Below are 11,452 nucleotides of genomic sequence, written 5' to 3' on the forward strand. Positions count from 1 at the left end.
TCCCGAAGCGCGCACTGGCGCAGCAGCGCCCACGGCCAACCCAGCCCACAACCGGAAGCACGAATAAAACCCCGGAGCCGGGCACGGTCGCCCCCAGCCCACAAGAGCAACCAAGGAGCAACCGCGAGCCGCGTAGCGCCCGGCCGAAGAGCAACCAATCCCAAGAGCAACCAAGGGCAGGAAGGATCAGACCCGGAACCCAGCCGCGCGGGCTGCCGCGCGTTCCCGGCGCCGGTCCTTGCGCCGCCGCAGGAACCAGCCGAAGAACAGCACGAACCCGAGCAGGAACGCCAGCACCAGCACCGGCAGCAGGATCGCCACCACCGACATCACCGCGCTCGTGGCGTCCTCGGCGGTGCTGGCGACCGGGGCGCCGAAGCCAGCGGTGGTCGCGTTGATGACCGGGCGGGCTGCCGACTTGAGCAGGTGCACGCCGAGCGCGATGAGGACGCCGACCACCACCGGCACCCACTGGTGCGAGGAGAAGAAGGTGTCCGGGTCGCTGACCGTGACGGTTTCCGAGCTGGAGCCGGCGCCGAAGGCCAGGCCGCCCGCGGTCGGCCGGACCACCGTCTGCACCACGTCGTTGACGTGGTCGACCACCGGCACCTTGTCGGCGACCACCTCGATAGTGAGCAGCACGGCGAGGATCAGGATGACCCAGCCGTTGCCCAGCCACTGCCACCCGCCGGGCAGGTCGACCAGGTCGGTGTAGCGCGCCAGCAGACCCATGAGGAGGAGCGGGATGTAGGCGTTCAGGCCGGCCGAGGCGGCGAGGCCGGAACCGGTGAGGACTTCGAGCACGATCTCAATATCGCACCGGTACGCCAGTGGCGCTCGCCGACGGGCGCCGGGTGCTCGGCTACCCTCGTCGGGTGCGGTTGGTGATTGCGAAGTGCTCGGTGGACTACGTCGGACGGCTCTCGGCACACCTGCCGCCGGCCACCCGGCTGCTCATGGTGAAGGCGGACGGCTCGGTGTCGATCCACGCGGACGACCGGGCGTACAAGCCGTTGAACTGGATGAGCCCGCCGTGCCGGTTGGAGGAGGCTCCCGGCGTCTGGCGGGTGGTCAACAAGGCCGGCGAGGAGCTGCGCATCACCCTGGAGGAGATCTTCCAGGACACCTCGTACGAGCTGGGTGTCGACCCGGGCCTGCGTAAGGACGGTGTGGAGGCCCACCTGCAGGAGCTGCTGGCCGCCAACCCGGAGACCCTGGGCGAGGGTTTCACGCTGGTCCGGCGGGAGTACATGACCGCGATCGGCCCGGTCGACCTGCTCTGCCGGGACGCCAACCAGGGTGCGGTCGCGGTCGAGGTGAAGCGGCGCGGCGAGATCGACGGCGTGGAGCAGCTCACCCGCTACCTGGAGCTGATGAACCGCGATCCGCTGCTGGCCCCGGTCACCGGCGTGTTCGCCGCCCAGGAGATCAAGCCGCAGGCCCGGGTGCTCGCCACCGACCGGGGGATCCGCTGCGTGGTGGTCGACTACGACAAGCTGCGCGGCATCGAGCGCGACGAGCTGACCCTGTTCTGATTCCGGGTCCGCCGACCGTCAGCGGCCCCGGCCGTACCTCAGCTTGGCGACCTTGACCAGGCGGGCGACGTCGGCCGGGGTGCGCTCGAAGGTCATCGACGGCAGCAGGGAGGGCCCCCGGCGCCGGGTGATCGCCTTGGCCCGGCCGAATTCGCGCAGCCCGTCCTCACCGTGGATCCGGCCGAAGCCGGAGTCGCCGACCCCGCCGAACGGCAGTGTGGACATGCCGGCGAAGGTGAGCGTCGAGTTGATCGCGGCCATCCCGGAGCGCAGCCGCCGCGCGACCGCCACCGCCCGCTTCCGGCCGAAGACCGAACCCCCGAGACCGTACGAGAGGGCGTTGGCCCGCGCGACGGCCTCGTCGACGTCGCGGACCCGGTTGACCGTCAGGGTCGGGCCGAAGGTCTCCTCGCGGACGGCGGCCGAGTCCTCCGGGACGTCCACCAGCACGGTCGGGTGCACGTACGGCGGTCGCACTGCCTCGGGGCCGCCGAGCACCGCCCGGCCGCCGCGGGCGACCGCGTCGTCGATGTGCCGGCGGATGATGTCGAGCTGGGCGGGCATGGTGATCGGGCCGATGTCGGCACCCTCCGGGCCGACGGTGAGCCGGCCGGCCTTCGCCACCAGCTTGTCGAGGAAGGCGTCGTAGACCGGGTCGACGGCGTAGACCCGCTCGATGCCGATGCAGGTCTGGCCGGCGTTGGTCAGCGCACCCCAGACGCATGCCTCGGCGGCGGCGTCCAGGTCGGCGTCGGCGTCCACGACCATCGCGTCCTTGCCGCCCGCCTCGAGCAGCACCGGGGTGAGGGTCTCGGCGCAGGCCGCCATCACCTTCTTGGCGGTGGCGGTGGAGCCGGTGAAGGCGAGCTTACCGACCCCGGCGCGGCACAGCGCGGCGCCCACCTCGCCGAGCCCGTGCACGGCGGTGAGGACGGGCTGCTCCGGCACCACCTCGGCGAAGCGGTCCACCAGCCACTGCCCGACGGCCGGGGTGTACTCGCTCGGCTTGAACACCACCGCGTTGCCGGCGGCGAGGGCGTACGCGGCGGAGCCGATCGGGGTGAAGACGGGGTAGTTCCACGGGCCGATCACCCCGACCACCCCGTACGGCTGGTATTCGAGGTGTCCGGTGAACTCGGCGAGGATCAGCCGGGTGCGCACCCGCCGCGGCCCGAGCACCCGGCGGGCGTTGCGGGCGGCCCAGTCGATGTGCTCCAGCGCGGTGAGGATCTCGACGACCGCGTCGGCGACCGGCTTGCCGCCCTCGGCGTGCACCAGCTCGGCCAGCTCCTCGATCCGTCCGGCGAGGACGCCGCGCCAGCGCAGCAGCCGCTGCCGGCGGCCGGTGAAGCCCAGGCCGGCCCACCACTGGCCGGCGGCGCGCGCCTGTTCGACCGCGTCCCGTACGTCCGCCGCGGTCGCCACCGGGAGCCGTCCGGCCTCGGCGCCGGTAGCCGGGCTGGTGGACACCAGCCGACCGTCCTCGATGATCGGGGTCCCCGGGACATGCACAGCCGTCATGGCCGAAGTCTAGACCCGAACGTTACTCGCCGGTAGGTCCGGCGTCCCGCGCGACCCGCCCTGGCTGCGACGCCGGAAGTTCGGGGGATCGACGGATGTGACTGGTGAATGAGTCCGAAACGGCGAACAGAAGTTGACCGGCCGGGGTCGCGAGGGTAACCACCCGGTGGTGACGGCGATTACGGTGAGCTGGCAGGCTGACGCCGCAGGGCGACCGGAGGGGCGACTGTCAATGGAGGAACATCCGGAGCTGATGCCGCTTTTGACGGTGTCGGGTGGGGCGATGCGCGGACTCAGCTTCCGCGTCGGTCGGGACCCGCTGGTGATCGGCCGGGCGCCGAGCGCCCACATCGTGCTCGCCGATCCGCATCTGAGCCGGCGGCACGCCACGGTGCAGCTGACCCCCGAGGGGGCCTGGCTGACCGACCTCGGCTCGACCAACGGCACCTGGCTCAACGACCAGCGGATCAGCGGTAGCGTGCCGCTCTCCGACGGTGACGTGGTCCGGCTCGGCCGTACCGACCTGCGCTACTTCGACCCGGGCGTGGCCCGGACCGACCCGGTCGGAATGAGCTTCGACCTCCCGGCCCCGAGCCACCGGCCGACCGTGCCGCTGCCCCGGCCGTCGGCCCCACGGGTGCCCGTGCCGCGCGAGGGCCGGTCGCTGTCGGTCGACGCGCACTCCTGACCACCGGGCCCGTCCACGCCAGGGAGCGGTCCGGGATGGGGCGCGGGCACATGGACCGGGTCGGGCCGGTGTGCCAGCATGCGCGGATGCGGAGCACACGGCACAGCGTCCAGGCCAACGGCATCACCCAGTCGGTGCGGGTGGCCGGTCCGCCGGACGGCGTACCGGTGCTGCTGATCCACGGCAACGTCTCGTCGTCGGCGTTCTGGGAGCCGCTGCTGCGGCGGCTGCCGGAGATGCTCCGCGTGGTCGCGCCCGACCTGCGCGGGTACGGCGACACCGCCACCGCCCCGGTCGACGCAACCCGCGGCCTCGCCGACTTCGCCGACGACGTGTCCGCCCTGCTCGATGCCCCCGGGCTGTTCGCCCCCGGCGCGGGGCCGGTGGTGGTCGGGCACTCGCTTGGCGGCGGGGTGGCGATGCGGCTGCTGGTCGACCATCCCGAGCGGGTGGCCGGGCTGCTGCTCGAGGCGCCGGTCTCCCCGTACGGGTTCGGTGGGACCCGGGACCTCGACGGCACCCCGACCACGCCCGACTTCGCGGGCACCGGCGGCGGCACCGCCAACCCCGACTTCGTCGCCCGGCTCGCCGCACAGGACCGGGGCGAGGAGGGCCCGACCAGCCCGCGGAACGTGCTGCGCGCGGCGTACGTGGCCGACCCGGCGTCGCTGGGCGAGGCCGAGGAGCTGCTGCTGGACAGCATGCTCACCACCGCCACCGGGGACGACAACTACCCGGGCACGGCGATCACCTCCGCGCACTGGCCGGGAACGGCGGCCGGCGAGCGCGGGGTGCTGAACGCGCTGGCTCCCGCCTGGTTCCGGGTCGCCGACGAGCTGGTCGCCGTCTCGGCCAAGCCGCCGGTGACCTGGGTACGCGGCGACGCCGACGTGATCGTCTCGGACACCTCGCTGTTCGACCTGGCGTACCTGGGGTCGCTGGGTGCGGTGCCGGGCTGGCCGGGAGCGGCGGACTGCCCGCCCCAGCCCATGGTGGGGTCAGACCCGGGCGGTGCTGGACCGGTACGCGGCCGCCGGCGGGACGTACCGGGAGGTGGTGCTGCCCGGTTGCGGTCACAGCCCGCACCTGGAACGGCCGGCCGAGTTCGTCGCGGAGTTGCTGGCGCTGGTCGGGGCGCCCGCCGAGGTCTGACCCGGCGACGCCGGCGCGCGTCGGTGCCCGGCCTGCGGCCCCGGGCGCGCCCGGGGCCGCAGGCCGGGGCGGAGAGTGACGGACGTCGTGAAATATCCCACGGCGTCTCGACAACGTAGAGTCACGTGGCAGACTCCGGCGCATAACCTTAGCGGCCGTTCATGTCGGCAACGGCGGAGTCAACCAAGGGGAGGCCGGTCGTGGCGCGCGAGTTCACCAGAGTGGGTGTGGTGGGTCTGGGCACCATGGGTGCCGGCATCGTCGAGGTGTTCGCCCGCAACGGCATCGACGTGGTGGCCGTGGAGATCTCGGCGGCCGCCCTGGAGCGTGGCCGGGCCACCCTCACCGGGTCGACCGACCGCGCCGTGGCCAAGGGCAAGCTCGCCGAGGCCGACCGGGACGCCCTGCTGAGCCGGGTCGACTTCCAGGTCGGGCTGGGTGCGCTGCACTCGGTGGACCTGGTGATCGAGGCGGTGCCCGAGCACCTGGACCTGAAGCAGCGGATCTTCGCCGAGCTGGACCGGGTCTGCAAGCCCGAGGCCATCCTGGCCACCAACACCTCCTCGCTGAGCGTCACCGAGATCTCGGTCGCCACCACCCGGCCCAACCAGGTCATCGGCATCCACTTCTTCAACCCGGCCCCGATCATGAAGCTGGTCGAGGTGGTCCGCACCGTGGTCACCTCCGCCGACGTGGTGGCCGACGTGGAGGCGCTCTGCACGCGGCTCGGCAAGGTCGACGTGACCATCAACGACCGGGCTGGCTTCATCGCCAACGCGCTGCTCTTCGGCTACCTGAACCACGCGGTGAGCCTGTTCGAGGCGCGGTACGCGAGCCGCGAGGACATCGACGCCGCCATGAAGCTCGGCTGCGGCCTGCCGATGGGCCCGCTCGCGCTGATGGACCTGATCGGCCTGGACACCGCGTACGAGATCCTGGACACCATGTACCGGCGCGGCGGCCGGGACCGCCGGCACGCCCCGGTGCCGCTGATCAAGCAGATGGTCACCGCCGGGCTGCTCGGGCGAAAGTCCGGCCGCGGCTTCTACACCTACGAGCGGCCGGGCTCGCCGAAGGTCGTACCGGACGAGCAGACGCCAGTGGCGACGGAGGCCGGCCTCGCCGACGGGGCCCGGGTCGTCGCCAAGGTCGGCGTCGTCGGCTCCGGGACGATGGCCACCGGCATCATCGAGGTCTTCGCCAAGGCCGGGTACGAGGTCATCTCGGTGACCCGGGGCGCGGAGAAGTCCGCGAAGGTCTGCGAGGCGGTCAAGACCTCGCTCAACAAGGGCGTGGTCAGGGGCAAGCTCAGCGAGACCGACCGGGACGCCGCGCTGGGCCGGGTCACCTGGTCGGCCACCCTCGACCACCTCGCCGACGTCGACCTCGTGGTCGAGGCAGTGGTCGAGGAATTGAGCGTCAAGAAGGCCCTCTTCGCCAGCCTCGACGAGATCTGCAAGCCGGGCGTGGTGCTCGCCACCACCACCTCCTCGCTGCCGGTGATCGACGTGGCGATGGCCACCCAGCGCCCGGCGGACGTGATCGGCCTGCACTTCTTCAACCCAGCGCCGATTATGCCGCTGGTGGAGATCGTGCGGACCATCCGCACCTCGGCGGAGGCCGCCGCCACCGCCCGTGCCGTCTGCGCGGTGCTCGGCAAGACCGGCGTGGTCTGCGGTGACCGGTCCGGCTTCATCGTCAACGCGCTGCTCTTCCCGTACCTGAACGATGCGGTGAAGATGCTGGAGGCCAGCTACTCGACCGCCGACGACATCGATCACGCCATGAAGCTGGGCTGCGGCTACCCGATGGGCCCGTTCGAGCTGCTCGACGTGGTCGGCCTGGACGTCGCACTGGCCATCCAGCGGGAGCTCTACCTGGAGCTGCGCGAGCCGGGCTTCGCCCCCGCGCCGCTGCTTGAGCACCTGGTCACCGCCGGCTACCTCGGTCGCAAGAGCGGGCGCGGCTTCCGCGACCACACGCACCTCTGATTCGGGTCAACAAAGGACGCCGGTTACGGCGTCTTGAGGATGTGACCTTCGAGGAGTACGTCGGCAGCCGCCCGGCCCTGTTACGCCTGGCCCGGCTACTGACCGGCGACGCGCACCGCGCCGAGGACCTGACCCAGGACGTCCTGGCCCGCGCGTACGTGCACTGGCGGAAGATCGCCGGCGCCGACCGGCCCGACGTGTACGTACGGCGGATGCTGGTCAACGCCAACGCCTCCTGGTGGCGCCGGCGGTCGAACCGCGAACTGGCTGTCGACACTTTCGCCGAGCAGGCCCACCGGGGCGACCTCGGTGGTGAGGCGGCCGCCCGGGACGAGATGTGGCGGCTGATCCGGGCGCTGCCCGACCGCCAGCGCGCCGTGCTGGTGCTGCGCTACTACGAGGACCTGGACGACACCACGATCGCCCAGATCCTCGACTGCTCCCCGGTCACCGTCCGTACCCATGCGATGCGGGCGCTCGCCCACCTCCGGGAGCGCTGCGGCGTCCCGACGACCAACGGGAGCCGGCCGTGACCGACCTCGACGAGCGGATCACCTCGGCGCTGCGGGAGCGCGCCGAGGGAGAGATCGACACCGGCCGGCTGCTGCGGGCCTCGCGGGTCCGGGGCCGCCGCCGCCAAATGCGCCGACGGGCCGCGACGGGCACCGCCCTCGCCCTGGTCGGGGTCCTCGGCTTCGTCGGGGTGACCGGCGCCGACCTCGGCGGGCTGCCCGGGCGGCTGCCCTGGACGGCGGCCACGCCGAGTGCCGCCCCGCCGGTGCCGCCCCGCGCCGACGGGGTGCCCGGCGCCGCCCAGCGACCCGACCTGGTCGGTACCGACCCGCAGGCGCTGCACCTGGGCGTGGACCCCAGCCAGGCTCGCTACCTGCGCTGGGCCGTCCACGGCCCCCAGGTCGAGTCGATCCGGTTCAGCGTCGGGAGCGGGCAGCCGGTCCTGGTCGAGGTGAGCCCATCCGCTCAGGCGGTCAACGAATTCCTCATCGACGGCGTCCCCATCGATGAGGCCGTGATCCCGCTGACCTTCGACGGCGCCGTTCGACAGATCCGGGGCGGGGCCGGTCTGATCAAGGCCTGGCAGCCCGTCCCCGGCCTGTACGCCCGGGCGAGCATGCTCGGCGGCGACCGGGCCGCCCTGGACCGGGCCGTTGACGCCGTCCGCTGGGACGAGGCACGACGGTGCGCGTCCCCGCTGCGGCTGACCACGCTGCCGGAGGGTACGACCGTGACCGCCTGCTCCGTCGACGCCACCGCCTTCCCGACGGGACTCAACGTCGAGCTCACCCTCAGCCGAAAGGAGCCGTCGGCGACGATGCGGGTGCTGCTGCTGTACGGGGCGCAGATCGCCGCCAACCGCGACCAGAGCAACCGCACAGTGGGTGGTCGCCCCGCCTACCTGTCCCCCGACGGGACAAAGCTGGACCTGCTCGGCATCCCGAAAGCGCACCTGACCGCCGAGTTCGGTTGGCCGTGGCCGGGCGACGCTCCACCCAAGGGCTACCGGAGCTTCACCGAGGCCGACGCCTCCACCGTGCTGGCCGGGGCGCAGGTGGCGAAGGTTCTGACCGACCCGGAGACCTGGGAGTGACCGGTGCCGGCCGGGCCGCCCGATCCGGGCCGGTCCGGCCGGCGGAACGTACGCTTGTTGACCGTGAGCCCCCGTCGCAACCGTCCCCGCCGGGACGAGACCACCCACCTGGACTCCGAGCGGGCCCGCCAGGGCGTGCCCACCGTCCAGCAGTGGCGCGACGGCGACTGGCAGGTACGCGGGATCACCGGCGGGGCGTCCGTCAAGACGTACCGCTGTCCCGGCTGCGACCAGGAGATCCGTCCGGGGGTGGCGCACGTGGTGGCCTGGCCGGCTGACGACCGGGGCGACCTCACCGACCGGCGGCACTGGCACAGCGGCTGCTGGCGGGCCCGGGACCGGCGCGGGCCGAACCTCCAGCGCGGACGCGGCGCCCCTCGGTACGGCTGAGCGATCTGCGTCACCCTGTTTCCGCCCGGGCAGGCGGCGGGGACGGCGGCGCGCGAGACTGGGACGGTGAGCACCTCGATCCGTGCGTCGTCGATCCTGCCCGGTCACCGGGAGGACATCGAGCTGCACACCGCCGACGGGCTGACGCTGGTCGGTGAGCTGGCCCGGCCGCTGGACCGGGCACCGGTCGGCACGCTGGTCTGCCTGCACCCGCTGCCCACCCACGGCGGGATGATGGACAGCCACGTGTTCCGGAAGGCGGCGTGGCGGCTGCCCGCGCTGGCCGACCTGGCCGTGCTGCGGTTCAATACCCGGGGCACCAGCAGCGTCCGGGGGACCAGCGAGGGAGCCTTCGACGGCGCCGTCGGCGAGCGCTTCGACGTCGCCGCCGCCATCGAGTACGCCGAGTTCCACGAGCTGCCGAACATCTGGCTGGTCGGCTGGTCGTTCGGCACCGATCTGGCGCTCAAGTACGGCTGCGATCCGGCGGTGGCCGGGGCGATCCTGCTCTCCCCGCCGCTGCGCTTCTCCGAGCCGGCGGACCTCGCCGTCTGGGCCGAGTCGGGCCGCCCGCTCACCGCCCTGGTGCCCGAGTTCGACGATTACCTCCGCCCGGCGGAGGCCCGGGAGCGGTTCGCGGACGTGCCGCAGGCCGAGGTGGTCGGGGTGCCCGGCGCCAAGCACCTGTGGGTCGGCGACGCGGAGACCGTGCTCGACGAGATCGTCCGGCGGGTCAACCCGGCCGTGCCGGTGCCGCTGCCGACCACCTGGGACGGGCCGATGGAGACCGGCGACGTCAGCGCGTACGCCGACCGGACCGTGGCCGCGTTCGCCGACACCCCGGTCCCCGGCCCGCAGCAGCGGCAGGCGGGCTGACCCCGGGCACCCGGGCCGGTCAGCGGGAGTCCTGCCGGGGCAGGACCACCTCCCGGAGGATGAGCTGGAGGGCGGCCACCATCGGGATGGCGATCAGCGCGCCGACCACGCCCAGCAGCGACACCCCGAGCAGCGCGCCGAGCAGCGCCGCCACCTCGTTGACCGAGACCGCCCGGCGCATGATCTTCGGATAGATCAGGTAGTTCTCCACCTGCTGGTAGACCAGGAAGAAGACCAGGCAGGCGACGCCGACGGGCAGGTCGGTCGCGAAACCCACCAGGGACACCACCACCGCGCCCAGGGTCGCCCCGATCTGCGGGATCAGGTCGGTCACCGCGACCACCACGGCCAGCGCGAACGGGTACGGCAGCCCGACCGCCAGCGCGAAGACGAAGCTGCTCGCCCCGGCCAGCACCGCGATGGCGAGCGCGCCCACCATGTACGCGCCGACCCGGGTCAGGATCTCGTCGCCGATCAGCCGGACGCGTTCCCGGCGGGTGCGGGGCACCAGCGCATAACCGAGGTCACGTAGCCGGTCGAAGTACGCCAGGAAGTAGATCGTCAGCACCAGCACGGTCAGCACCCGGAGGATGGTGCCGAAGATCAGCTGAGCGCCGCCCAGCACGCCGCCGAGGGCCCGGCTGATGGTGTCCGCGTTCGCCGCCGCGCGGACCCGTTCCATCACGTCGTACCGCTCGATGAGATCGTTGACGGTGGGGTTGCGGCGCAGTTCCTCGACGTAGCCGGGCAGGTGCGTGATGAACTGCCCGGACTGGGTCACCACCGGGGGCACCAGCGCCAGCAGCCCACCGATGATCAGCAGCAGTACGGTCAGGGTCACCACCGCGACGGCCAGCCCGTGCGGCAGCCCCCAGCGGCGCAACCGGACCACCGCCGGGTGCAGACCCACCGCGAGGAACAGCGCGATGACCACCAGCACCAGGATGCCGGCGGCGTTGCGGATGCCCAGGAAGACCGCGTACGCCAGCAGCACGCCGAGCGCCCCGGTGAAACCGACCAGGAAGGCGCTGCGGCGCAGCGGCTTGCCCGGCACGCCGAACCGCCCGCTCGGCTCGAACTCGGTCGGTTCGGTCGCCTGCTCGACGGTGCGCCGTCCGGACTCGGGGGTCGGGCCGTCCTCGGGGCGGAGCGCGCCCAGCGGGTCCTCGTCCTCCGGTCGGCCGTCGCCCGGCCGCCCGTCCTGCGCCACCTGACCTCCCCGCATCCCGCTCCGTCGTACGCGATCGGAGTCCAGCTCGCCGGGCCGGCCGGGTGACCCGGATCGGCCAGCCGGGCGTCGCCGTCCCCGCGGCAGCCCGCTGCTCGGCAGGTTATCCGGCCGGGCTTCCCTCGGCCAGCCCTGCCCCGCCCGCAGTGGTCAGCCACCCCGGCGGCCCACCGCGGCGTCCCCGGCGGCGGCTGGCGACCTGCTGCGGCTTCCCGGCGGCGGCTGGCGGCGTGCCCTGCTTCCCGGCGGCGCGGGCGGCCCAGCAGCGCCAGGAGTGCGGCGGCCGCCGCGCGTCGGGAAGGCATTTTCCCGGCGGCGCGTGTCCCACGGCGACCTCCGATCCGGCGACCTCCGATCCGGGGACGGGCGGACCGGGACACTGCGAGGTCGGTGATCTGGCGGGGGTCCGGGCGGAGGCGCCGCCAGCGAGGTTGGCCGATCTATCGGGCCCGGCGGCGCGGACGG

Annotated in this window: 10 protein-coding genes and 1 pseudogene; 8 read left to right on the forward strand and 3 right to left on the reverse strand. The window is 73.0% G+C overall.

Annotated features, from left to right (window positions below; translation table 11 throughout):
- Positions 1 to 186: 186 nt before the first annotated feature.
- Positions 187 to 804 carry a DUF4126 domain-containing protein gene (locus tag A6A27_RS18845; protein ID WP_073835941.1) on the reverse strand — a complete coding sequence of 206 codons (618 nt, stop codon included), beginning with the start codon at positions 802 to 804 and terminating at the stop codon, positions 187 to 189.
- A gap of 71 nt (positions 805 to 875) precedes the next feature.
- Here A6A27_RS18845 and nucS point away from each other — a divergent pair, with 71 nt between their 5' ends.
- Complete coding sequence (nucS, locus tag A6A27_RS18850; RefSeq protein WP_073836014.1) at positions 876 to 1,535, forward strand: endonuclease NucS; 660 nt, start codon at positions 876 to 878, stop codon at positions 1,533 to 1,535.
- Positions 1,536 to 1,553: 18 nt separating this feature from the next.
- Here nucS and A6A27_RS18855 read toward each other — a convergent pair whose 3' ends face one another.
- Positions 1,554 to 3,056, reverse strand: coding sequence for an aldehyde dehydrogenase family protein (locus tag A6A27_RS18855; protein ID WP_073835942.1), 1,503 nt, complete (start codon positions 3,054 to 3,056; stop codon positions 1,554 to 1,556).
- Between the two features lie 283 nt (positions 3,057 to 3,339).
- Here A6A27_RS18855 and A6A27_RS18860 point away from each other — a divergent pair, with 283 nt between their 5' ends.
- The 7 genes and pseudogenes from A6A27_RS18860 (at position 3,340) to A6A27_RS18890 (ending at position 9,759) form a co-directional block, all read left to right on the forward strand.
- Positions 3,340 to 3,744 (forward strand): FHA domain-containing protein, encoded by a 405-nt coding sequence (locus A6A27_RS18860; RefSeq protein ID WP_241825337.1) that lies wholly within the window; start codon positions 3,340 to 3,342, stop codon positions 3,742 to 3,744.
- An 86-nt stretch (positions 3,745 to 3,830) separates the two neighbouring features.
- Positions 3,831 to 4,896 (forward strand): annotated as a pseudogene (locus A6A27_RS47545) (alpha/beta fold hydrolase).
- A gap of 200 nt (positions 4,897 to 5,096) precedes the next feature.
- Positions 5,097 to 6,887 carry a 3-hydroxyacyl-CoA dehydrogenase family protein gene (locus tag A6A27_RS18870; protein WP_073835944.1) on the forward strand — a complete coding sequence of 597 codons (1,791 nt, stop codon included), beginning with the start codon at positions 5,097 to 5,099 and terminating at the stop codon, positions 6,885 to 6,887.
- 41 nt (positions 6,888 to 6,928) lie between these two features.
- A complete protein-coding gene (locus A6A27_RS18875) occupies positions 6,929 to 7,420 on the forward strand; it encodes a SigE family RNA polymerase sigma factor (RefSeq protein ID WP_073835945.1) in 492 nt (163 codons plus the stop codon).
- The gene (locus A6A27_RS18880; RefSeq protein ID WP_073835946.1) at positions 7,417 to 8,493 is read left to right on the forward strand and encodes a hypothetical protein; all 1,077 of its coding nucleotides are present in this window, start codon (positions 7,417 to 7,419) and stop codon (positions 8,491 to 8,493) included. The genes A6A27_RS18875 and A6A27_RS18880 overlap by 4 nt, the downstream gene beginning before the upstream one ends.
- A 57-nt stretch (positions 8,494 to 8,550) precedes the next feature.
- Positions 8,551 to 8,883 (forward strand): hypothetical protein, encoded by a 333-nt coding sequence (locus A6A27_RS18885; protein WP_073836015.1) that lies wholly within the window; start codon positions 8,551 to 8,553, stop codon positions 8,881 to 8,883.
- Between the two features lie 66 nt (positions 8,884 to 8,949).
- Entirely contained in the window at positions 8,950 to 9,759 is an 810-nt protein-coding gene (locus A6A27_RS18890; RefSeq protein WP_073835947.1) for an alpha/beta hydrolase, read from the forward strand.
- Between the two features lie 19 nt (positions 9,760 to 9,778).
- Here the strand turns inward: A6A27_RS18890 and A6A27_RS18895 are convergent, their stop codons facing one another.
- Positions 9,779 to 10,969 carry an AI-2E family transporter gene (locus A6A27_RS18895; RefSeq protein WP_443189980.1) on the reverse strand — a complete coding sequence of 397 codons (1,191 nt, stop codon included), beginning with the start codon at positions 10,967 to 10,969 and terminating at the stop codon, positions 9,779 to 9,781.
- Positions 10,970 to 11,452 lie beyond the last annotated feature (483 nt).

This window comes from Micromonospora sp. CB01531 (genome assembly GCF_001905095.1).
GTDB lineage: Bacteria > Actinomycetota > Actinomycetes > Mycobacteriales > Micromonosporaceae > Micromonospora.

Bases quoted from the DNA above. Each gene is read 5' to 3' on its own strand.
- A6A27_RS18855 (WP_073835942.1), bottom strand. From the start codon at position 3,056: ATGACGGCTGTGCATGTCCCGGGGACCCCGATCATCGAGGACGGTCGG.
- A6A27_RS18860 (WP_241825337.1), top strand. From the start codon at position 3,340: ATGCGCGGACTCAGCTTCCGCGTCGGTCGGGACCCGCTGGTGATCGGC.